Consider the following 20,507-nt stretch of genomic DNA (forward strand, 5'->3'; position numbering starts at 1 on the left):
GTTTCTGGCGATTGCTGATCGCGTCGCAATATCCGCAATAGGCCAGCGGCCAATTGCAGGCCCTCGTTGCGCAGGCGCAGCCGTATCTTTTTCGCCTTAAGCCCGCCTACTCCGCATCCTCATCCTTTGGCGCCCGCACTTCGCTGACGAGCAATTTGTCGATCTTGCGTCCGTCCATGTCGACGATCTCGAACCGCCAGCCCCTGTCGGTGAAGCGCTCGCCTTCCTTGGGCAGATGCTTGAGGATCGCGAGCGCATGGCCTGCCGCGGTCGCGTAATCACGGTCGTCGCCAAGTTCGATGCCCAGCCGCTCGGCCATCTGGTCCGCGGGCATCGACCCCGCAATCAAGAGGCTGCCGTCCTCGCGCTCGACGACGAAGGGCTCGCTGCCGATATCCTGGTCCGACGCGAATTCGCCGGCGATCGCAGCGAGCAGATCGGCGGGGGTTACCAGCCCTTCGAAATGGCCATATTCGTCATGGACGAACAGCATCGGCACGTCGGCGACGCGCAGGGCTTCAAGCGCATCCATCGCGTCGATCTGGTCGTGAATGACCTTCGCCGACCGGGTCAGACGGTCAACCTCGAGCGCTTCGCCGCGGAACAGCGCCGCGGCGATATCGCGCGCCTGGACGACGCCCACGATATCGTCGACCGACCCGCGCGCCACGGGCAGCCGCGTGTGGGGGCTTTCCAGCAATTTGGCGCGCACGGCTTCGGCGTCCGCCGCGATGTCGATCCAGTCGACATCGATGCGGGGGGTCATCACCTCGCGCACCGGCCGGTCGGCGAGGCGCACGACGCCCGAAATGATCGCGCGCTCGCTTTCCTCGATCACCCCCGATTTTGAGGCTTCGGCGACGATCAGGTGAAGTTCCTCGGCGGTCACCCGGTCTTCGGATTCGCGATTGAGACCCAATATGCGAAACACGAGCGCCGAGCTGCGATCGAGCAACCAGACAAGCGGCGCGCCGATTTTCGACAGCCACAGCATCGGCAGCGCGATGAAAATAGCGATCGGTTCGGGCGCACGCAGTGCAAATTGCTTGGGCACCAGTTCGCCGACGATCAGGGAGAAATAAGTAGTGACCGCAATTACGACGGCGAAGCCGACCGTCAGCGCGGTCTCGTCGTCAAATCCGAACAGCACCTGCAGCCGCTCACCGACCGGTCCGCCCAGGCTGGCACCGGAATAGGCGCCGGCAAGGATGCTGATCAGCGTGATACCGACCTGTACCGTCGACAGAAAGCGCCCCGGATCCGCTGTCAGTTGCCGCGCGATTTTCGCACCGCGGCTGCCGCGCTTCTCGGCCGCCTGCAGTCGCGGGTCGCGCGCCGAGACGATGGCCAGTTCGGACATGGCGAAAACGCCATTGAGAAGGACAAGGACCGCGATGATCGCTACATCGGACCAGGGAAAGGGGGTCATTGGGCAGTCGTGCGGCGGGTCGGCGCCCAGCCCCTGTCTACGTCGGTCATGCCGGGCTTATAGGACAAAGCCGCGGCGATGCACAATGGCGGCTGAACACCCGGCTCAGTTATCGTTCAGTCGGATTCTGGAACTAGATCGTCGGCCATATGTTATCGGCATGAACGGTGGAATGCGAACGACCATAAGCAGCCACCGGATAAGGGAGCGACATAATGAATATCAACACGATCAAGCTGACCACCATCGCCGCATTGGGTGCGATGACCCTCACTGGCTGCGTCACCGATCCCGTGACCGGGGAACGCAAGATATCGAAGGCCGCGATCGGCGGTGTCGGCGGCGCGCTGGGTGGCTATCTGCTCGGCGACCTGATCGGCGGCCGCAACAGCCGCACCGAAGAAATCGTCGGCGCGGGTATCGGCGCGGTCGCCGGTGCGGGCGTCGGCTATTATATGGATCAGCAGGAAAAGAAGCTGCGCGAGCGTACCGCGGGCACCGGCATCGATGTCGAACGCCAGGGCGACCAGCTCGTGCTCAACATGCCCGGCGATGTGACCTTCGACCTCAACAGCGCGATGGTGAAATCGCAGTTCCGCAGCGCGCTCGACAGCGTCGCGTCGACGCTCGCGGAATATCCGAGCACCTATATCGACGTTTATGGTCACACCGATTCGACCGGCAGCGACACCTATAATCAGGGCTTGTCCGAACGCCGCGCGGCATCGGTCGCCGACTATCTGGCCGGCCGCGGCATCCAGCGCGCACGCATGGCGACGCTTGGTTATGGCGAATCGCAGCTGAAATGCTCGCCCGAACGCAGCGAGGCCGACTATCAATGCAACCGGCGCGTCGAAATCCGCATCGCGCCGGTCACCCAGTCCGACGTCAACGCGGCGCGCTAACCCGTTTCCATTCCCGTGGAAAAGAAAGGGCGTCGCCGAAAAGCGGCGCCCTTTTCATGTCAGCCGAGGTTGAAGCTCGCCTTGACCCCGTCGATGACGAACTGCGCGGCAAGCGCCGCGAGCAGGACGCCGAGCAGGCGGGTGATCACCGCTTCGCCCTTATTGCCGATAATCCGCATCAACGGCCCCGCCGCGAGCAGCGCGCCGAGCGTCAACAACAGCACGAGCAGCAATGCTCCGAAAATGACAAAGGCGCGGTCGATCCCGTTATTCTGCGACACGAGCAGCATCACCGACGCGATCGAGCCCGGCCCCGCCAGCATCGGCATCGCCATGGGAAACACCGAAACATCGTCGATCTCGGGGGTCGCGATCACCTTTTCGGCGCGCTGCTCGCGGCGTTCGGTGCGCTTTTCGAACACCATGTCGATCGCGATGATGAACAGCATGATGCCGCCCGCAATGCGGAAACTGTCGAGGTCGATATGCAGGAAGCTTAGCAGCGCTTCGCCGAACATCGCGAAAAAGACGAGAATGCACCCCGCGATCAGCGTCGCGCGGATCGCCATCGAACGCCGCTGCGCCGCGCTCGCGCCCGTCGTCAGGCTGGCATAGATCGGCGCGCAGCCCGGCGGGTCGATGACCACGAACAGCGTGACAAAGGCCGAGATGAACAGGTCGATCATGGCTGCTTCGGCGCCGCGACCTGGTCGTCGATGAACGTCGCCATATCCTTGCCGTCCCACAGGCGGATCGTCACGCGGCGCGACTGGTCGGCGCGCACGGTCGACGTCCAGCTCAACGTCTGATCCGGCGACAAGCCGACGGCCATATCCTCGCCATCACCGCCCGCTTCGATCGCCACCGCGGGACGCGATCCGCAGACCGCCTGCTTCGATGCGATGAATTCGGGGGCTTCGCGCGCGCTCGTCAGGCCATCGCCATGATCGAGGATCCAGCTAAGCTTGCCCTTCTTGGGATCGCGCAGCCAGACGGTCGTGAAATAACCGTTCGCCGGCCCCTTCTGCCACGCACCCGTGGTGACGCCGACATTGCCGTCGCAGCTGATATAGACCGCATGCGGCTGCCACTTCACCGCCTCTGCGGGGTCCTTCTGCGACTTCAGCCAATCGCGCGCCTTCACGCGCTGCGGCACGAACATCACCGCTTCGGGCGATGCGGTTTCGCTAAACGCCGTCCACTGGCCCTTTTCCTGCGCGAGCCGTGAAAAACCGATCTCGGCGGCGATGAAAGCGCTGGGGTTCGCTGCGAGCGGATCGCGTTCGCGTGCCGCTGCAGCGCCACCCGCAATCACCGAAAGCGACATGACTGCGACAGCCAGGTAGCGCATCAAAAACCCTCCGGATCGGCGAGCCCGGCGCGGCGGTGCGCGGCGACGAGCGTGTTGCGCAGCAGGCACGCGATGGTCATCGGGCCCACACCGCCCGGAACCGGCGTGATCGCATCGGCGACCGCGGCGACGCTGTCATAATCGACGTCGCCGACGAGCCGCCCCTTCGCCGCACCGTCGGCGGGCGGCAGGCGGTTGATACCGACGTCGATCACGGTCGCACCGGGCTTGATCCAGTCGCCCTTCACCATCTCGGCGCGCCCGACCGCCGCGACGACAATGTCGGCGCGGCGAACAAGCGCGGGCAGATCCTTGGTCCGGCTATGCGCCATGGTGACGGTGCAGTTCGCGCCGAGCAGCAATTGCGCCATCGGCTTGCCGACGAGGATCGAGCGCCCGACGACGATCGCGTCCTTGCCCGACAAATCACCGAGCCGGTCCTGCAACAGCAACAGGCAGCCATAGGGGGTGCACGGCACCATGCCGACTATGCCGAGCGCGAGACGTCCGGCGCTGACCGGGGTCAGGCCATCGACATCCTTGTCGGGATCGATCGTCGCGACCGCCGCCTGTTCGTCGAGATGGCCAGGCAGCGGCAATTGGAGGAGGATGCCGTCGACCGCCTCGTCGGCGTTGAGCCGCGCCAGCAAGGCCTCGACCTCGTCCTGCGTCGCGGTGGCGGGCAAGCGATGCTCGAAGCTTTCCATGCCGGCGGCGACCGTCGCCTTTCCCTTCGACCCGACATAAACCGCGCTCGCCGGATCGTCGCCGACGAGCACGACCGCCAGGCCGGGCGCACGCGACGTCGCGGCCTTGAACGCCGGAACCGCATCGGCAATCCGCGCCCGCAGGCCGGCGGCGAAAGCCTTGCCGTCGATCACCTGCGCAGCGGTCATCACGCCATCCCGTTGGCGTAGGCAAGCCGCGCAAGATAGCTAAGCACCGGACCGTCGAGAATGATGATGATGATCAGCACCAGCATGGGTGTCAGGTCGAGCCCGCCGAAATCGGGCATGATGCGGCGGAAAGGCCGATAAAGCGGCTCGGTAATCCGGTCGAGGACCGTCCAAAGCTGGCCGACGAACTGGCTGTGCGTGTTGATGACGTTGAACGCGATCAGCCACGACATCACCGCCTGCGCGATGATGAACCACCACAGGACCGTCAGGATGATGTGGACGATCTGGAGGAGCATGAGAAGCAAGGCGATTTCTCCGTAAAAGGGTCTTGCCGCGTCTCTTAGCGGTGAATGAGCGTGCCTGCACCCCTCGCGGTGAAAATTTCGAGCAGCATCGCGTGCGGGATGCGCCCGTCGAGGATGACCGCCGCCTCGACCCCGGCGTCGACGGCGGCGACGCAGGTCTCGACCTTCGGAATCATGCCGCCGGTGATCGTCCCGTCCTGTTTCAGTTCGTCGATCGCCGGGCGGTCGAGGTCGGTGAGCAGCGCGCCCGACTTGTCGAGCACCCCGGCGACGTCGGTGAGCAGGAAGAATCGTTTGGCGCCGAGCGCGCCCGCGATCGCGCCCGCCATCGTGTCGGCGTTGATATTATAGGTCGCGCCGTCCGCACCAAGCGCTACCGGCGCGACGATCGGAATGAAATTGTCCTTGGTCAGGTTGACGAGGATCGTCGGGTCGACCGCGACGGGTTCGCCGACGAAGCCCAGGTCCACATGCCGCTCGATCCCCGAATTGGGATCGGGTTCGGTGCGGCTGACCTTTTCGGCGAGCACAAGGTTCGCGTCCTTGCCCGAAATGCCGACCGCGCGGCCGCCAAGCGCGGCGAGCCAGCTGACGATCTCCTTGTTGATCTTACCCGCCAGCACCATCTCGGCGACCTCGGCGGTCGCGGCGTCGGTGACGCGCAGCCCGCCGACAAAGGTCGATTCGATCCCGAGCTGTTTCAGCATCGCGCCAATCTGCGGCCCGCCGCCATGGACGACGACCGGGTTGATACCGACGGCTTTCAGCAGGACGACATCCTCGGCGAAGTCGCGCTGCGCCTCGGGATCGCCCATCGCATGGCCGCCATATTTGATCACGAAGGTCTCGCCCGCATAGCGCTGCAGATAGGGCAGCGCCTCGACGAGCGTTTCGGCCTTGGCGAGCAGGTCGGGCATTTTCGAAGGATCGGTCATCGTCATCATCCTGCCGGCAGTTCGGCTTTGGCGTCCATCTTGCGGCCGATCGCGACCACCGCCATCACCAGCAAGGGCACCATCACCGCCGACAGAGCGACCTTGGCAAGCATCTGGCCGATCATCAGGTCGGCGATCGGGCGCACGCCATAGAAGCTGACCGTGATGAAGATCAACGTATCGATGATCTGGCTGAGCGCCGCCGCGACGAAGCCACGCAACGGCAACAGCCGGCCGTTGTTCGCGGTCATCCGCGCAAAAATCCAGACGTTGAGGCTGACCGACACGCCATAGGCCAAAATCCCCGCGGCCATCATCCGCCAGCCCTGCCCGACGATAATCGGAAAGGCTTCCTTGGCGGGTTCGTACATCCCCTCGTCGGTCGGCAGCTGCAGCACGAACACCGTCAGGATGATCGCGAGAATGAGCGGAATGAAACCGAACCGGACCAGCTTGTCGGCGACGGCGCGGCCGTGCAGTTCGGCGATGCCGCTCGATATCGCGATCAGCGTCAGAAAGGGGAAAATCCCGGCCTCGACCGCGAGCGGACCAAGCGCGACCTGCTTCGCGCCGAGGAAACCGCCGAGCGGGACCATGCCGCCGTAGAGGATTGCGAACAGCAGCAGCGAAGGCGCGATCAGGCGCGAGGAGCTATTTTCCATCGAGGCCGCTTAATCGCTTTTGCGGCGGGTGGAAAGGTGCCGCATCGGCACAGACTTGCCCCACCCGGAAAGCCCGCTAGAGACGGGTATCAATTTGCGGGGGACGCACAGACATTATGGAACGCCTGATCGGTTTGCTTGGCATCGTCGCATTGCTTGCGATTGCCGTGCTGTTTTCGTCGAACCGTCGCTGGATTCGCCCGCGCATCGTCATCCCGGCGTTCCTGCTCCAGGCCGGATTCGCGGTGCTCGTCATCGGCACGCCGTGGGGCCGCGCGGTGATTCAGGCGATGTCGAACGGCGTTTCGAACCTCTTGAGTTATGCCGACGAAGGCACGAAATTCCTGTTCGGCGAAGTGCTGACGCAGGCGCCCTATGGCAAGGCGGTGTTCGCGATCGGCGCACTGCCCGTGATCATCTTTTTCGCCTCGCTGATCTCGGTGCTCTATTATCTCGGGATCATGCAGCTGATCATCAAATGGGTCGGCGGCGCGATCCAGAAGGTCACCGGCATCACCAAGGTCGAAAGCCTCGGCGCCGCCGCGAACATCTTCGTCGGCCAATCCGAATCGCCGCTCGTCATCCGCCCTTATCTCGCCGGCCTCACCCCGCCGCAGCTGTTCACCGTGATGACGGTCGGCATGGCGGGCGTCGCGGGCACCATCCTCGGCGCTTATGCCGGGATGATCGGCCCGCACCTCCTCCCCTATCTGCTTGCAGCCAGCTTCATGTCGGCGCCCGGCGGCATCCTGATGGCCAAGATCATGATGCCCGACGATCCCAAGGACATCGGCATCGAACCCGTCGTAATGCCCGAGGCGAGCCATGACGAGGAAAAGCCCGCGAACATCATCATGGCCGCCGCGCAGGGCGCGCAGACCGGCGTCAAGCTCGCGGTCGCGGTCGGCGCGATGGTGATGGCGTTCGTCGCGCTCGTCGCGCTCGCCAACGGGCTGCTCGCGGGAATCGGCGGCTGGTTCGGCGTCGAAGGTCTGTCGTTCCAAGCGATCATCGGCACGATTTTCCGCCCCGTGATGTGGCTGATGGGGGTGCCATGGGAAGAAAGCGCCGTGGTCGGCGGGCTGTTCGGCAGCAAGGTCGTGCTCAACGAATTCGTCGCCTTCATCGACCTCGGCCGCGCGCAGGGCGATATGTCGGCCGCAGCGGTCGCGATCGCGACCTTTGCGCTCTGCGGTTTTGCCAATTTCAGTTCGATCGCGATCCAGATGGCGGTGACCGGCGGCCTCGCCCCGAACCAGCGTCCGATGATCGCCAAGCTCGGCCTCAAGGCATTGCTCGCGGGCAGCCTGTCGAACCTGATGTCGGCGGCGCTCGCGGGGCTGATGCTCGGCGTCGCCCCGCCGCTCGCTGCGCCTCCTCCGGCGACGCCCGCCGTTGCAGCGCCCGCGCCCGAAACCCATGCGGCTCCCCCGGCCGTACCGACAGCGGAACCAGCCAAGGCGCCCTAACCTCCCCGGCCGATTGGGACAATTTGCAAGCCGCCTGCGAATGACGTAAACTTTGGGATATAACGAATCCCGGGTCGCGTTCGCAATATGGGAGGCTGTCATGAAAACCGCTTATCGTTTGTCGATACTTGCCGCAGCAGCGGCGTCGATAGGGGCGGGTTTCCTCGCCACATCCTATGCCCAGACTGCCGAAACCGAACGCTATCGCCCCGAGCGACCGCCCAAAGCGACCATCTATCGCGATGCCGGCTATCGCGGCCCCGCGGTGTTCATCGGCGAGGAAAAGCCCAACCTCGGCCTCGCCTGGCCGGTCAATTCGATCCGCGTCCCGAACGGCCGCTGGGAGCTTTGCGAAAAGACGCGCTATCGCGGCAACTGCCGGACGGTCGATCGCGACACGCCGATGCTGAACAATGTCCTGCGCGGAATTACCATCCAGTCAATTCGCCCCGTCGGCGGGGGCGGCGGTGGATGGAACCCGAACCCGCCCGCCAACGACCAGGTCGCGCGCGGCAATTTCGCCGAATTCCACACCCAGCCGGCGGAGCGCAACTACCGCGTGCTCGCCTGTGCTCGCGGCTCTGCAACTGCCAATTGCGCCGCGCAGACCGCCGATACCTGGTGCCGCTCGATCGGCTGGAACGGGTCGGCACGCGAGCATATGGAAACGATCAGCGGGCGGGTCTACCTCGCCGACGTGCTGTGCGTCCGTTCGGGCTATTGAGGGGGAGACAGGATATGAAGACGACGATTTTCGTCGCGGCAGGCGCCGCGATCCTCTCGCTTGCGGCCTGTTCGTCGGTCCCGCGCAACACCGGCACCAGCTATGACTGCAGCGGCGGCACCAAGCTGAAGGTTGACTATGTCGGCAATACCGCCGTCGTTCGCGTCAACGGCATGCGTTCGATGTTACTCAAACAGACGCCGGCGAACAGCGGCCAGATTTACGAGAACAAGAACGGAGCACGGCTGCAGCGCAATGGCAACGACGTGACCTGGAACACGGCTTTGCGCTCGGCGCCCGAAAGCTGCCGCGTCGTCTATACCCCGATGTGATTCGGAAATCCGACGGCGCGGTTACAAAGTCATTTGCGCCAGCGCCGCGCGGACTTCGCCGACGAACAATTCGGGCTGTTCCCACGCCGCGAAATGCCCGCCGCTTGTCAGTTCGTTCCAGTAGACGATATTCTTGTAGCGCCGCTCGGCCCAGCGCCGCGATAGGCGCATGATCTCGTTCGGGAACAGGCTGCACCCCGTGGGTACCAGAATTTCCCCGGCAGCGAAGCTGCGGAAGCTGTGCCAATAGAGCCGCGCCGAGGATGCTGCGCTGGCGGTCAGCCAGTACAGGCTGACCGTATCAAGCATAGCATCGCGCAAAAGCGCATTTTCGGGATGGCCGCCGATTGACAGGCCGCCGGGCTGGTGCCCGCAGTCAGTCCATCCGTGAAATTTTTCGACGATCCACGCCATCTGCCCCACGGGTGAATCGGTCAGCGCATAGCCGATTGTTTGCGGCCGCGTCGCTTGCTGCGTCGAATAACCGCTGTCCTTCGACCGATACCAGCCGAAGCGCGCAAGATAGAGTTTCTCGCTATCGGAAAGGTCGGTCATCAGGTCGGGCGGCGGCGCGCCGACCACCATATTGACATGGATGCCAGCGCAACGATCGGCATGGTTCATCGCGATCGCGCACGTCACCGCGCTCCCCCAATCGCCGCCCTGCGCAAAATAGCGATCATAGCCGAGCGCCCGCATAAGCGCGTCCCACGCCGCGCCAATATGCTCGATGCTCCATCCGGCCTCGCCGGGCTTGCCCGAAAAGCCATAGCCAGGAAGTGACGGGATCACGAGATGATAATCGGCGACAAGCGGTTCGATCACGTCGAGGAATTCGAGCACCGACCCCGGCCAGCCGTGCGTCAGGACCAGCGGCCGTGCGGTTGGGTTGGCCGACTGGATATGCAGGAAATGGATGTCGACCCCGCCCACCGTCGCGAGATAATTGGGCAGCGAATTGACCCGCGCCTCGACCCGGCGCCAGTCATACGCATCGCGCCAATAGACCGCGAGTTCCTGCGCATAGGCGAGCGGAATGCCCTGATCCCAGTCGTCGACGGTTTCTTTTTCCGGCCAGCGGGTGCGCGCCAAACGCGCCTTCAGATCGTCGAGCGCCGCTTGCGGCATGTCGATGGTAAAGGCACGAATATTGTCGACCTGCATCCGCATCCTCCCGCTCAGGCCAATATGCTCAGGGGCGTGCGGGCGCCTTGCAACCGCGTTCGAGCCCGACACCCTTCAGGAAACCGCGGCGCACCGTACCGGCATAGACCGCCAGCGCATAGCGGCGACGCTCGGCGTTGGCGCCGGTGACTTCGCCAATCAGCCCGCGGAAAGGAATAATGCCGCCCGCGATCGTTCCGGCGACGCGGCCCGCGGTTTCCTCGCGCTTCTTGGCACGGTCCTTGTCGACCTGTTCGTTGACGTCGGGACCCAGCACTTCGTTGAGTTCGTTCACTTCGTTGATGATCGCCGCACATTTTCCAAGCCCCGCGAGCGAATAGGGATTGTCCTGAATCGCCAGCAACTTTGGCGGAACTTCCTTGCCGTCGAACGGCGCGGCCACCGAGTTGGCGGTGTCTTTGATAGTCGATTCTTCGGGCGCGCCCTGCTGTGCCTGGGCGGTCACAGCTCCGGCCAGAAGAACGGCGGCAAGTAAGAATAAGGTCTTGTTACGCATGATCATATCATCCCCTGCATTCCATATACCCAACGCATTGGATGCCTTTCGGCTCCCTCTGGTCAGACCTATAGCGGACGACGCAGGGTGATTTGAACCCACGGCCCCTGTGCGCCGTCATAGCCGCCGCCAACACCCTCGGAGATATCGAGTAAATCCCAAACGGCGGCGTCGCGATAGATGGATTCGAGCTCTGCGCGCGCAAAATAGTTGAAATAGCGCCCGAAGCGGTCGCGTCCTTCCGCCCCGCCGCCTTTGTAGCTTGCGAAATGCAACCCGCCCGGCCTCAGCGCGCGGTGAATGCGCGCAATTACCTCCCGAAGATCGCGGCGCGGTACGTGGAGCAAGCTCGCCGACGCCCAGACGGCATCATAGCGCGCGGTCGCATCGAGCTCTCCGAAGCGCATCACGCGCACCGGGCGACCGATCTGCGCTTCCGCCTTCGCAGCGATCTCGGCGACCCCGTCGGTCGGATCGACCGCAAAGCCCCGCGCCATCATGTGCGCGGCGTCGCGGCCGCCGCCGCATCCCAGTTCGAGTATCTCCGCTCCGGCGGGCAGCCGGTCGAGGAAGCGATCGAGATGGCGCGACACGCCAAGCTTGCCCGACGCCGTATAGACCGGCGCTTCCGCCGCATAGAATGCGAGGGTCCGGGCGTCGTATCCGCTCACCGCGTCGGGACGGGTTCCGACCCGGTCCAGTCGTAGAAGCCGCGCCCTGCCTTTTTGCCGACCCAGCCCGCATCGACATATTGGACGAGCAAGGGCGCGGGACGGAATTTCGGATCGCCGGTGCCGCTGTAGAGGACGCGGATGATCTCAAGGCAGGTGTCGAGCCCGATGAAGTCGGCGAGCGTGATCGGACCCATCGGATGATTGAGGCCGAGGCGGCAGCCGACGTCGATGTCCTGCATCGTTGCGACGCCTTCGCCCAAAGCGAACACCGCCTCGTTGATCATCGGCATCAGCACGCGGTTGACGATGAAGCCCGGCGCGTCGTTGGCGTGGACGATTTCCTTGCCGAGACCGCGGCCAAAACCTTCAACCTTTGCGAGCGTGTCATCGCTGGTGGCGAGGCCGCGGATCAATTCGATCAGGCCCATGACGGGCACCGGGTTGAAGAAATGAACGCCGATGAAGCGCGCCGGATCGGGCGCGGCCTGGGCCAGCCGCGTGATCGGGATCGAGCTGGTGTTGCTCGCGAGGATCGCTGTTGCCGATAGATGCTGGCCAACGCTGGCGAAGATCGCACGCTTGATCTCTTCGCGCTCGGTCGCCGCCTCGATGACGAGATCGGCGGGGGCGAAGGCGCTGTGATCAGCGACCGGGGTGATGCGGCCGAGCAGCGCGTCGGCATCGCCCTGCGTCATCTTTTCCTCGGCGACGAGGCGGCCGAGCGCCTTGGCGATGCCGGCCTTGCCCGCTTCGGCGCGCGCGAGGTCGATGTCGGATAGCAGCACATCATGCCCGGCGCCCGCCGACACCTGCGCAATTCCCGCGCCCATTTGTCCCGCACCGATAACGCCGACGATCATATGCTGCCCTTTCGCTGAAAACCGTGCCCGCTGCCTAGGCGCTGGCACGCCAGCGTCAAGGGGCGGAACGGAAAGCGGTCGCTTCGGCGAGAATCAGCGCAAAGGCAGGGTCGGCGTCGTCCCATGTTGCGACCGGCGTCCATCCGCTCGCGCGCAGGAGCAGGTTCGCGTCGCGCGCGCCATATTTATGGCTGTTTTCGCTGTGGATCGTCTCGCCCTTCGCCATCGCATAAAGGCGGCCGTCGATCGTGAATTCCATGTCGCACGCCGCGACGAGATGCATCTCGATGCGCGCATGGACATCGTCCCAGATCGCGCGATGCGAAAAATTGGCGACCGGGATATCGCCGCCAAGTTCGCGGTTGATCCGCTCGAGCAGGTTGAGGTTGAACGCCGCGGTCACGCCGGCCGGGTCGTCATAGGCCAGTTCGAGCGTCGCCACATCCTTGATCCGGTCGATCCCGATCAACAGAAGCGACGCTTCGCCGAGCGCGCAGCGCCAGTTGCGCAGCAGGTCGATCGCGGTGCGCGCGACCATATTGCCGATCGTGCTACCGGGGAAAAATCCGAGCTTGGGCAGGTCCGCAATTTCATCGGGCATGGTCACGCGCTGGGTGAAATCGGCCTCGACCGGATAGATTGGGAGGCCCGGAAAACGCGCCGCGAGCGCCTCGGCACTGCCGCGCAGGAAATCGCCCGAAATATCGACGGGGACATAGGCCGAGGGATCGATCGCATTGAGGAGCAACGGCGTCTTGGTCGAGCTGCCCGAGCCGAGTTCGACGACCGCGCGCGCCGGACCGGTCGCAGCCGCGATATCGGCGGCATGGCGCGTCAGCAGATCGGTTTCGCTGCGCGTGGGGTAATATTCGGGGAGCGCAGTGATATCCTCGAACAGCGCCGAGCCGATCGTATCGTAGAACCAGCGCGCCGGGATCGCCTTTTGCCTTTGCGCGAGGCCGGCGTGGACGTCGGCGCGAAAGGCTATGTCGACCCCCGCGGCATCGGCATCGACCTGACGAAGATTACGGACGACACCCATGGTCAAAGGTCCTTTGCGAGCCGCACGCCGGTGAATTGCCAACGCTGGTGGGGGTAGAAGAAATTGCGGTAGGAGGGGCGGAGGTGGCCGCGCGGGGTCGCGCAGCTGCCGCCGCGCAGCACGAACTGGCCGTTCATGAACTTGCCATTATATTCGCCGACCGCGCCGGGCGCAGCGCGGAAGCCGGGATAGGGACGATAGGCGCTGCCGGTCCATTCCCACACGCTGCCGAACATCTGTTGCAGACCCGTGTCATCGACCGGAGCCCGCGGCTGGACGGGCCCGGCGGTATCGAGCTGCTGCCCGCCGGTCGGGTCGAATGCCGCCGCCGCGGCTTCCCATTCCTGTTCGGTCGGGAGACGCGCGCCGGCCCAGCTCGCGAAGGCGTCGGCCTCGAAGAAGCTGATGTGCGTCACCGGCGCCGCGGGATCGATTTCGCGCCACCCCGAAAGCGTGAACTGGCGGTCGCCGTCCCAATAGGCGGGGGCGTCGATATTGTCGGCCTGCACCCACGCCCAACCGTCGCTGAGCCAAAGCGACGGCGTGTGGTAGCCGCCGTCGGCGATGAATTCGTGCCACTCGCCATTGCTCACCGGGCGGCTGGCAAGCGCGTGCGGGGCAAGCAGCGCGTCATGGCGCGGCCCTTCGCAGTCGAAGGCGAAGCCGTTACCGTCATGCCCGACCGCGGTCACACCGACGGCACCCTTGATCCATTTCATCGCAGAAAACTGCGTAACTTCACTCGCGATTCGCTTTTCGGCACCCCACACGGCGGGGCCGAGCGGGTTCTGCGCGAAGAGATGCTTGAGGTCGGTAAGCAGCAATTCCTGATGCTGCTGCTCGTGATGGATACCAAGCTCGACGAGCATCAGCGCGGCGGGTGGCAGGCCGGGCAAGGCACTTTGCACCGCGGTGTCGACATGCGCACGCCAGATGCAGATTTCGTCGAGCGACGGGCGCGTCAGCAGGCCGCGCTGCGGCCGCGCGTGGCGCGGCCCTTCGGCTTCATAATAGCTGTTGAACAGAAAGGGATAGCGTTCGTCGTGGAGCCGATAACCCGTCACATGGTCACGCAGCACAAAGGTTTCGAAGAACCATGTCGTGTGCGCGAGATGCCATTTGGCGGGCGAGGCATCGGGCATCGACTGCGCGCTCGCATCGGCGTCGGAGAGCGTCGCGACAAGATCGAGCGACAGGCGGCGTGTCGCGGCGAAGCGCCTGGTGACCTCTTCCAGCGGATCGGTACGATTTTGGGCATCTGTGCGGCTGGCCATGGTGAGACAATTCCCCGAGGTGCGATTCGGTTTCGCTGAGTCGCGGATTATGGTTACGCCGCAGAGAAAAGTCTAGAACGTTTGGGGAACATTGCTACCGTTCGTCATGCCAGCCCGATCCGGCATCCACCTTTCCGGCGTTGAGCTGGACCCCGGATCAAGTCCGGGGTGACGAGAGATTTGATCAGCGCGTCGCGCCCGGTTTCCAGAGGATGTCGCCGCCCGCCGCGGCATTGAGGTGCCGCGTGAGGACGAACAGATGATCGGACAGTCGGTTGAGATAATTGAGCGCGATCGGGTTGAGATCGCGCGTCGCCCCCGCTGCAACCGCCGCGCGTTCGGCGCGGCGCGTCACGGCACGGGCAAGGTGGAGCCGCGCGGCGGCTTCGGTCCCGCCCGGCAGGATGAAGCTTTTGAGCGTATCCAGGGCGTCGTTCATCGCGTCGATCTCGTCCTCGAGCCGCGCGATCTGGCTCGGCACGATACGCAGCGCCATTTCGTGCGGGCCGAAACCGAACTGGATGTCGGGCGGGGTAGCAAGGTCGGCGCCGAGGTCGAACATCTCGTTCTGGATCCGCGCGAGCATCGCGGCTTCGTCGCTCGCCGCGTCGAGCGCCGCGGCGGCGAGGCCGACCCAGCTGTTCGCTTCGTCGACATCGCCGATCGCCGCCATCAGCGCGTCGGACTTGGCGACGCGCGAGCCATCGACGAGTCCGGTCGTGCCATCGTCGCCGGTGCGCGTGTAGATCTTGTTGAGCTTGACCATCGGTGCGGGCGCTTACTTGCCGGCGGCGAACAGGCCGATCAGCACGAGCAGCATGATGGTGATCGCCTGCCACTTCACGCGCGACATCATCATCTTGTTCTGCATCACCTGATTTTCGTGCGCGGTGCCGTCCATCTGGGCTTTGTGCCCTTGCGAGAAATAGAAGAGCCCCCGCGCGAGCGAGAAGAGGACGAAGCCGGCGGCAATCACGACGCCAAGGATGAGCAGGATTTCCATAATGTCTATCTAGGGATTTTGCAGCGAATAGCCAGCGGGAAGCCGGTCGGCCGCCAAATCGGCCGCGAGTGTCGGCCCGTCGATCCCGGCCGCGCGGAGCGAGGCGAGCGAGGCCGCGGCTTCGCGTTTCGCGAGCCTCTTACCATCGGGGCCACAGACGAGCGCGTGGTGACGATAGAGCGGGGTCGGCAAGCCCAGCAGCGCCTGGAGCAGGCGGTGGACGTCGGTCGAGGCGATGAGGTCGGCGCCGCGGATCACGTGCGTCACCCCCATCGCCGCATCGTCGAGCGTGCTCGCGAGGTGATAGCTCGCGGGGGCGTCCTTGCGCGAGAGGACGATATCGCCGTGCGCGAGCGGATCGGCGGTGCGCAGCCCATGCCCCATTTCTTCCCACGCCTGCTTGCCCGTTTGCGCCACGGCGCGCGCCATGTCGAGCCGCCAGCAATGTGGCTCGCCCGCTAGGCGGCGCTCGCGCTCCGCATCTGGCAGGTTGCGGCAAGTGCCCGGATATACCGCCCCGGATGGCCCATGCGGAGCCGAAAGGCTCGCGGCGATGTCGGCGCGCGTGCAGAAGCAGGGATAGACGAGGTCGCGTTTTCGCAGCACTTCTAGCGCGGCGGCATAATCGCCAAGTCGCGCCGACTGGCGCACCGGATCGCCATCCCAATCGATCCCGAGCCAGGCGAGGTCGGCGAGCGATGCGCCGACAAATTCCTCGCGCGAACGGCTGCCGTCAATATCGTCGATGCGGATCAGGAAGCGCCCACCCGTGGCGCATCCCGCACCGTGCGCGAGCACCGCGCTATAGGCGTGGCCGAGGTGAAGCTCGCCGGTCGGGCTGGGGGCGAAACGTGTCAGCATCTTCCGCGCCATGAATCCATATGCTGTGCCGAGTCAAAGCGAATCATTCCATATCTTGCTAGCATATCCCCCCTTGACGTCAGAATCTGATAGGGCATGTAATGATGGTGTCACGCGCGGGAGGCAGTGGCGCGCCATCCCGTGAAACAAAGGGGGGCAGCGTTACCTAGCCATGTTCCATCCCGATCTTGCCCGGCATCCCGATAGCTGTCCGGCGCTCGTACTCAACGCAGATTATACGCCGCTGAGCTATTATCCCTTGAGCCTGTGGCCGTGGCAGACCGCGGTCAAGGCGGTGTTCCTCGACCGTGTCACCATCGTCGAAAATTACGAACGCGAGATCCACTCGCCGACGCGGACGATGGCGATCCCGAGCGTCATTGCGCTGCGCCAATATGTGAAGCCGTCGGAGCATCCGGCGTTCACGCGCTTCAACCTCTTCTTGCGCGACCGCTTCGCCTGCCAATATTGCGGGTCGGGCAAGGATCTGACCTTCGATCATGTCGTGCCCCGCCGCCTCGGCGGGCGCACGACATGGGAAAATGTCGCGACCGCCTGCGCGCCGTGCAACCTCAAGAAGGGCGGCCGTACGCCGAGCCAAGCGCATATGCCGATCTATCGCCAGCCGTGGCGCCCGACGAGTTGGCAGTTGCAGGACAATGGCCGCGCCTTTCCGCCGAACTATCTCCATACGAGCTGGATCGACTGGCTTTACTGGGATGTTGAGCTGGAGGGGTAGGCCTTTCGTCACTGCTCGCCTATATGGTTTTTGTGTCCCCGCGAATGCGGGGACCCATCTCCCGCAGCCTCCATATTGCGCCAACGGGAGATGGGCCCCTGCTTTCGCAGGGGTGCATGATTTGACGGGAGAAGATCATGCTTCGTATCGCCGCCCCTATCGGTCTGACGCTTTCGCTCGCCGCCTGCGCAACCACGCCCGCCGAGCAGCCGGTGTCGGTCATCGGCAGCATCACCTATCGCGAGCGCATCGCGCTGCCGCCGACGGCGCAGGTCGAAATCACGCTCGCCGACGTCAGTTTGGCCGACGCGCCGTCGAAAACGATTGCTCAACAGGCCTTCACCGCCGACGGTCGGCAGGTGCCCTTCGCCTTTACAATGACGGTCGACCAGCGGCAGCTCGACGCGCGCCACAGCTATGCGGTGTCGGCGCGCATTACTGACGCGTCGGGGAAATTGATGTTCATCACCGACACGCGTAACTCTGTTGCGTTCGATGGCCGCCGCGCGATCGATCTGGGAATGTTGACCCTCATCAAAACGCCTTGATCGAACGCTGCGGGCTTTTTGGCGCATAGCTATGCGCGGGTTGACGATGCGCCTTCGCAGGTGCAGCAATCCCGCGCATGGGCCCGCGTATCCAGATCTCGCAAAATCCCGACATCCGCTATTTGGGGCGGATCCTCGGCGACGTCATCCGCGCCTATGGCGGCGACAAATTGTTCCGTCAGACCGAATATATCCGTTCGTCGAGCGTTGACCGGCACCGCGGGATCGCGGGCGCCGAGGCGATCGACCCGGGGCTCGATGCGCTGAGCCTCGACGACACGATCGCATTCGTGCGCGGCTTCATGCTATTTTCGATGCTCGCGAACCTCGCCGAGGACCGGCAGGGGGTTACCGCCGAGCCCGAAGCCACGGTTGCGGCGGCGATCGAGAAGCTGAAGACCGACGGGATCGATAGCGACGCGATCGCGGCGCTGCTGAGCGCCTCTCTCGTCGCGCCGGTGCTGACCGCGCACCCGACCGAGGTGCGCCGCAAATCGATGCTCGACCACAAGAACCGCATCGCCGAGCTGATGCTGCTGCGCGACGGCGGCGCCGACGAGACGCCCGAGGGCGATGTCGTCGAGGATGCGATTCGGCGGCAGATCGTGCTGCTGTGGCAAACGCGCCCGCTGCGCACCGAAAAATTGTTCGTCGCTGACGAGATCGACAATGCGCTGACTTATTTGCGCGACGTCTTCCTACCCGTGGTGCCAAAACTCTATGCGCGCTGGGAAGCCGAGCTGGGGCAGCGCCCCGCGAGCTTTTTGCGGGTCGGCAGCTGGATCGGCGGCGACCGCGACGGCAACCCCTTCGTCACCGCCGAGACGATGGGCATGGCCACCGCGCGCAACGCGGCGGCGGTGCTCGGCCATTATATCGACGCGGTGCACGGGCTGGGCGCCGAGCTGTCGGTGTCGGCGAGCCTCGCCGCGGTTCCCGACGCGGTCGAGGCGCTGGCCGAGGCGAGCGGCGACAACGCGCCGAGCCGCCGCGACGAACCCTATCGCCGGGCGCTGTCGGGCATTTATGCACGGCTTTGCGCGACCTATACGCAGATCGTCGGCAAGGCGCCGCCGCGTCCGTCGGCGCTGAAGGGGGAACCCTATGACACGCCGGGCGATTTCCGCCGCGACCTGGTCACTATCGCGAATGGCTTATCGTCGAACAGCCAAGGCCAGTTCGGCGGCATCGGCGCGCTGGGGCGGCTGATCCGAGCTGTGGAAGTGTTCGGGTTCCACCTTGCGACGCTCGACATGCGGCAGAATAGTGCGGTGCACGAGCGCGTGCTCGCCGAGCTGCTCTCGGTGTCGGGCGTGTGCGCCGATTATCTGGCGCTCGATGAAGAGGCGCGCGTCGCGCTGCTCACCGCCGAGCTGCAAAGCGACCGGCCGCTTGCGGCGCCGTGGCACCAGTGGAGCGACGAGACTGCGGGCGAACTCGCGATCGTTCATGCCGCCGCCGATGTGCGCGCGCGGCTCGGCAACGACGCGATCTGCCAGTGGATCATCAGCATGGCGCAGGAATTGTCCGACCTGCTCGAAGTCCATGTCCTCGCGCGCGAGGCGGGGCTGTGGCGGAGCGGCGGCGACGCGGGCAAGACGAACCTGATGGTTGTGCCTTTGTTCGAGACGATCGCCGATCTCGATCGTGCGCCCGCGATCATGGCGCGTTATTTCGCGATGCCCGAAATCGGGCCGCAGATCGGGCAGCGCGGACATCAGGAAGTGATGATCGGCTATTCGGATTCGAACAAGGATGGCGGTTATCTGACCTCGACCTGGGGATTGCATCAGGCGTCGCAGGCGCTGACCCCGGTGTTCGAGGAGGCCGACACCGCTATGCAGCTGTTCCACGGCCGCGGCGGCGCGGTCGGGCGCGGCGGCGGCAGCGCCTTTGCCGCGATCCGCGCGCAGCCCGCGGGCACGGTGCAGGGCCGCATCCGCATCACCGAACAGGGCGAAGTGATCGCGGCGAAATATGGCACCGCGGCGAGCGCGGCGACGAACCTCGAGGCGATGGTGTCGGCGAGCCTGCTCGCGAGCCTCGAGCCCGAGGCGTTGAACGACAAGGATGCGGCGCGTTTCACTGCGGCGATGGATGCCGTGTCGAGAAGCGCCTTCGCGGCGTATCGCGGGCTGGTTTACGATACGCCGGCGTTCAAGGATTTCTTCCGCGCGATGACCCCGATCGCCGAGATTGCGACGCTGAAGATCGGGTCGCGCCCGTCGAGCCGCACCAAGTCGAGCGCGATCGAGGATTTGCGCGCGATCCCCTGGGTGTTCAGCTGGGCGCAGTCGCGCGCGATGCTGCCGGGCTGGTACGGCACCGGCGAAGGCTTTGCGGCGTTCGAGGACAAGGCGTTGCTGGCCGACATGGCGGCGGGCTGGCCCTTCTTTGCAGCATTGCTCGGCAATATGGAGATGGTGCTCGCGAAATCCGACATGGGGATCGCGGCGCGATACGCCGATCTCGCGGCGGGCGTTGACGGGCATGATGCGATCTTCGTGCGTATCCGCGACGGGTGGAACCGCGCGCATGACGGGCTGCTCGATATTACGGGCCAGACACGGCTGCTCGAAAAGAACCCGGCGCTCGAGGCGTCGATCCGACTGCGCCTGCCCTATATCGAGCCCTTGAACCTGCTCCAGATCGAACTGATGAAGCGCCACCGCGCGGGCGAGACCGACCCGCGCATCGCCGAGGGCATTCAGCTGACGATCAACGCGATCGCGACGGCGCTCAGGAATAGCGGATAAGGTCTGGTTCTACCCCATCCCGCTTGTGTCGAGCGAAGTCGAGACACGCCAACACCGC

23 protein-coding genes are annotated in these 20,507 nt (G+C 64.7%); 7 read left to right on the forward strand and 16 right to left on the reverse strand.

The features are described from left to right. Positions 1–106: 106 nt before the first annotated feature. Positions 107–1,429, reverse strand: coding sequence for a hemolysin family protein (locus SKP52_RS19020; RefSeq protein WP_039577498.1), 1,323 nt, complete (start codon positions 1,427–1,429; stop codon positions 107–109). Positions 1,430–1,644: 215 nt separating this feature from the next. Between SKP52_RS19020 and SKP52_RS19025 the strand changes: the two genes are divergently transcribed. Continuing rightward, complete coding sequence (locus SKP52_RS19025; RefSeq protein ID WP_039577501.1) at positions 1,645–2,334, forward strand: OmpA family protein; 690 nt, start codon at positions 1,645–1,647, stop codon at positions 2,332–2,334. Positions 2,335–2,393: 59 nt separating this feature from the next. On the opposite strand, the gene SKP52_RS19030 is transcribed toward SKP52_RS19025, so the two are convergent. From SKP52_RS19030 to SKP52_RS19055, 6 genes are read right to left on the reverse strand one after another with little or no spacing between them, the layout of a single operon-like run. Further along, on the reverse strand, positions 2,394–3,020 hold the full coding sequence (locus SKP52_RS19030; protein ID WP_039577504.1) for a MarC family protein: 627 nt from the start codon (positions 3,018–3,020) through the stop codon (positions 2,394–2,396). Beyond that, the gene (locus tag SKP52_RS19035) at positions 3,017–3,685 is read right to left on the reverse strand and encodes a hypothetical protein (protein ID WP_039577506.1); all 669 of its coding nucleotides are present in this window, start codon (positions 3,683–3,685) and stop codon (positions 3,017–3,019) included. The genes SKP52_RS19030 and SKP52_RS19035 overlap by 4 nt, the downstream gene beginning before the upstream one ends. After that, complete coding sequence (gene folD / locus SKP52_RS19040; protein ID WP_039577510.1) at positions 3,685–4,581, reverse strand: bifunctional methylenetetrahydrofolate dehydrogenase/methenyltetrahydrofolate cyclohydrolase FolD; 897 nt, start codon at positions 4,579–4,581, stop codon at positions 3,685–3,687. Before folD ends, SKP52_RS19035 begins: the two co-directional genes overlap by 1 nt. Then, complete coding sequence (locus SKP52_RS19045) at positions 4,581–4,880, reverse strand: YggT family protein (protein WP_039577512.1); 300 nt, start codon at positions 4,878–4,880, stop codon at positions 4,581–4,583. Before SKP52_RS19045 ends, folD begins: the two co-directional genes overlap by 1 nt. A 44-nt stretch (positions 4,881–4,924) precedes the next feature. Next, positions 4,925–5,833 (reverse strand): acetylglutamate kinase, encoded by a 909-nt coding sequence (gene argB / locus SKP52_RS19050; RefSeq protein WP_407695039.1) that lies wholly within the window; start codon positions 5,831–5,833, stop codon positions 4,925–4,927. Then, entirely contained in the window at positions 5,830–6,486 is a 657-nt protein-coding gene (locus SKP52_RS19055) for a queuosine precursor transporter (protein ID WP_039577515.1), read from the reverse strand. Before SKP52_RS19055 ends, argB begins: the two co-directional genes overlap by 4 nt. 116 nt (positions 6,487–6,602) lie before the next feature. On the opposite strand from SKP52_RS19055, the gene SKP52_RS19060 reads away from it, so the two are divergent. From SKP52_RS19060 to SKP52_RS19070, 3 genes are all read left to right on the forward strand, one after another. Then, complete coding sequence (locus SKP52_RS19060) at positions 6,603–7,955, forward strand: NupC/NupG family nucleoside CNT transporter (protein WP_039577518.1); 1,353 nt, start codon at positions 6,603–6,605, stop codon at positions 7,953–7,955. A 100-nt stretch (positions 7,956–8,055) separates the two neighbouring features. Next, entirely contained in the window at positions 8,056–8,679 is a 624-nt protein-coding gene (locus tag SKP52_RS19065; protein ID WP_039577521.1) for a beta/gamma crystallin-related protein, read from the forward strand. A 14-nt stretch (positions 8,680–8,693) separates the two neighbouring features. Further along, positions 8,694–9,011 carry an MliC family protein gene (locus SKP52_RS19070; RefSeq protein WP_039577525.1) on the forward strand — a complete coding sequence of 106 codons (318 nt, stop codon included), beginning with the start codon at positions 8,694–8,696 and terminating at the stop codon, positions 9,009–9,011. Positions 9,012–9,032: 21 nt separating this feature from the next. Here the strand turns inward: SKP52_RS19070 and SKP52_RS19075 are convergent, their stop codons facing one another. The 9 genes from SKP52_RS19075 to gluQRS form a co-directional block, all read right to left on the reverse strand. Beyond that, positions 9,033–10,181 (reverse strand): epoxide hydrolase family protein, encoded by a 1,149-nt coding sequence (locus tag SKP52_RS19075; RefSeq protein WP_321164059.1) that lies wholly within the window; start codon positions 10,179–10,181, stop codon positions 9,033–9,035. A 22-nt stretch (positions 10,182–10,203) separates the two neighbouring features. Then, complete coding sequence (locus SKP52_RS19080; RefSeq protein WP_228383701.1) at positions 10,204–10,641, reverse strand: hypothetical protein; 438 nt, start codon at positions 10,639–10,641, stop codon at positions 10,204–10,206. Between the two features lie 119 nt (positions 10,642–10,760). Continuing rightward, the gene (locus tag SKP52_RS19085) at positions 10,761–11,363 is read right to left on the reverse strand and encodes a class I SAM-dependent methyltransferase (RefSeq protein WP_039577527.1); all 603 of its coding nucleotides are present in this window, start codon (positions 11,361–11,363) and stop codon (positions 10,761–10,763) included. Beyond that, the gene (locus tag SKP52_RS19090; RefSeq protein ID WP_039577531.1) at positions 11,360–12,226 is read right to left on the reverse strand and encodes a 3-hydroxyacyl-CoA dehydrogenase NAD-binding domain-containing protein; all 867 of its coding nucleotides are present in this window, start codon (positions 12,224–12,226) and stop codon (positions 11,360–11,362) included. The genes SKP52_RS19085 and SKP52_RS19090 overlap by 4 nt, the downstream gene beginning before the upstream one ends. Positions 12,227–12,281: 55 nt before the next feature. After that, positions 12,282–13,268, reverse strand: a complete 987-nt coding sequence (gene egtD, locus SKP52_RS19095; protein ID WP_039577535.1) for an L-histidine N(alpha)-methyltransferase — start codon at positions 13,266–13,268, stop codon at positions 12,282–12,284. 2 nt (positions 13,269–13,270) lie between these two features. Continuing rightward, positions 13,271–14,542 carry an ergothioneine biosynthesis protein EgtB gene (gene egtB, locus SKP52_RS19100; RefSeq protein ID WP_052208575.1) on the reverse strand — a complete coding sequence of 424 codons (1,272 nt, stop codon included), beginning with the start codon at positions 14,540–14,542 and terminating at the stop codon, positions 13,271–13,273. 184 nt (positions 14,543–14,726) lie between these two features. Then, on the reverse strand, positions 14,727–15,308 hold the full coding sequence (locus SKP52_RS19105) for a cob(I)yrinic acid a,c-diamide adenosyltransferase (protein WP_039577539.1): 582 nt from the start codon (positions 15,306–15,308) through the stop codon (positions 14,727–14,729). 12 nt (positions 15,309–15,320) lie between these two features. Beyond that, positions 15,321–15,545 (reverse strand): HIG1 domain-containing protein, encoded by a 225-nt coding sequence (locus SKP52_RS19110; protein ID WP_039577543.1) that lies wholly within the window; start codon positions 15,543–15,545, stop codon positions 15,321–15,323. Between the two features lie 9 nt (positions 15,546–15,554). Continuing rightward, positions 15,555–16,418, reverse strand: coding sequence for a tRNA glutamyl-Q(34) synthetase GluQRS (gluQRS, locus tag SKP52_RS19115; protein ID WP_039577548.1), 864 nt, complete (start codon positions 16,416–16,418; stop codon positions 15,555–15,557). A gap of 160 nt (positions 16,419–16,578) precedes the next feature. Here gluQRS and SKP52_RS19120 point away from each other — a divergent pair, with 160 nt between their 5' ends. The 3 genes from SKP52_RS19120 (at position 16,579) to ppc (ending at position 20,449) form a co-directional block, all read left to right on the forward strand. After that, the gene (locus SKP52_RS19120; protein ID WP_039577552.1) at positions 16,579–17,145 is read left to right on the forward strand and encodes an HNH endonuclease; all 567 of its coding nucleotides are present in this window, start codon (positions 16,579–16,581) and stop codon (positions 17,143–17,145) included. Between the two features lie 137 nt (positions 17,146–17,282). Next, the gene (locus SKP52_RS19125; protein WP_039577555.1) at positions 17,283–17,693 is read left to right on the forward strand and encodes a YbaY family lipoprotein; all 411 of its coding nucleotides are present in this window, start codon (positions 17,283–17,285) and stop codon (positions 17,691–17,693) included. Between the two features lie 77 nt (positions 17,694–17,770). Further along, positions 17,771–20,449, forward strand: a complete 2,679-nt coding sequence (gene ppc / locus SKP52_RS19130) for a phosphoenolpyruvate carboxylase (protein ID WP_039577558.1) — start codon at positions 17,771–17,773, stop codon at positions 20,447–20,449. Positions 20,450–20,507 lie beyond the last annotated feature (58 nt).

Origin of the sequence: Sphingopyxis fribergensis, from assembly GCF_000803645.1 — a bacterium.
Classification (GTDB): Bacteria; Pseudomonadota; Alphaproteobacteria; order Sphingomonadales; family Sphingomonadaceae; genus Sphingopyxis; species Sphingopyxis fribergensis.

Bases quoted from the DNA above. Each gene is read 5' to 3' on its own strand.
- SKP52_RS19125 (WP_039577555.1), top strand. From the start codon at position 17,283: ATGCTTCGTATCGCCGCCCCTATCGGTCTGACGCTTTCGCTCGCCGCC.
- SKP52_RS19025 (WP_039577501.1), top strand. From the start codon at position 1,645: ATGAATATCAACACGATCAAGCTGACCACCATCGCCGCATTGGGTGCG.
- SKP52_RS19120 (WP_039577552.1), top strand. From the start codon at position 16,579: ATGTTCCATCCCGATCTTGCCCGGCATCCCGATAGCTGTCCGGCGCTC.
- SKP52_RS19075 (WP_321164059.1), bottom strand. From the start codon at position 10,181: ATGCGGATGCAGGTCGACAATATTCGTGCCTTTACCATCGACATGCCG.
- folD (WP_039577510.1), bottom strand. From the start codon at position 4,581: ATGACCGCTGCGCAGGTGATCGACGGCAAGGCTTTCGCCGCCGGCCTG.
- ppc (WP_039577558.1), top strand. From the start codon at position 17,771: ATGGGCCCGCGTATCCAGATCTCGCAAAATCCCGACATCCGCTATTTG.
- SKP52_RS19060 (WP_039577518.1), top strand. From the start codon at position 6,603: ATGGAACGCCTGATCGGTTTGCTTGGCATCGTCGCATTGCTTGCGATT.
- SKP52_RS19090 (WP_039577531.1), bottom strand. From the start codon at position 12,226: ATGATCGTCGGCGTTATCGGTGCGGGACAAATGGGCGCGGGAATTGCG.
- SKP52_RS19105 (WP_039577539.1), bottom strand. From the start codon at position 15,308: ATGGTCAAGCTCAACAAGATCTACACGCGCACCGGCGACGATGGCACG.
- egtB (WP_052208575.1), bottom strand. From the start codon at position 14,542: ATGGCCAGCCGCACAGATGCCCAAAATCGTACCGATCCGCTGGAAGAG.
- SKP52_RS19065 (WP_039577521.1), top strand. From the start codon at position 8,056: ATGAAAACCGCTTATCGTTTGTCGATACTTGCCGCAGCAGCGGCGTCG.
- SKP52_RS19110 (WP_039577543.1), bottom strand. From the start codon at position 15,545: ATGGAAATCCTGCTCATCCTTGGCGTCGTGATTGCCGCCGGCTTCGTC.
- gluQRS (WP_039577548.1), bottom strand. From the start codon at position 16,418: ATGGCGCGGAAGATGCTGACACGTTTCGCCCCCAGCCCGACCGGCGAG.
- SKP52_RS19020 (WP_039577498.1), bottom strand. From the start codon at position 1,429: ATGACCCCCTTTCCCTGGTCCGATGTAGCGATCATCGCGGTCCTTGTC.
- SKP52_RS19035 (WP_039577506.1), bottom strand. From the start codon at position 3,685: ATGCGCTACCTGGCTGTCGCAGTCATGTCGCTTTCGGTGATTGCGGGT.
- argB (WP_407695039.1), bottom strand. From the start codon at position 5,833: ATGATGACGATGACCGATCCTTCGAAAATGCCCGACCTGCTCGCCAAG.
- SKP52_RS19070 (WP_039577525.1), top strand. From the start codon at position 8,694: ATGAAGACGACGATTTTCGTCGCGGCAGGCGCCGCGATCCTCTCGCTT.
- egtD (WP_039577535.1), bottom strand. From the start codon at position 13,268: ATGGGTGTCGTCCGTAATCTTCGTCAGGTCGATGCCGATGCCGCGGGG.
- SKP52_RS19030 (WP_039577504.1), bottom strand. From the start codon at position 3,020: ATGATCGACCTGTTCATCTCGGCCTTTGTCACGCTGTTCGTGGTCATC.
- SKP52_RS19045 (WP_039577512.1), bottom strand. From the start codon at position 4,880: ATGCTCCTCCAGATCGTCCACATCATCCTGACGGTCCTGTGGTGGTTC.
- SKP52_RS19055 (WP_039577515.1), bottom strand. From the start codon at position 6,486: ATGGAAAATAGCTCCTCGCGCCTGATCGCGCCTTCGCTGCTGCTGTTC.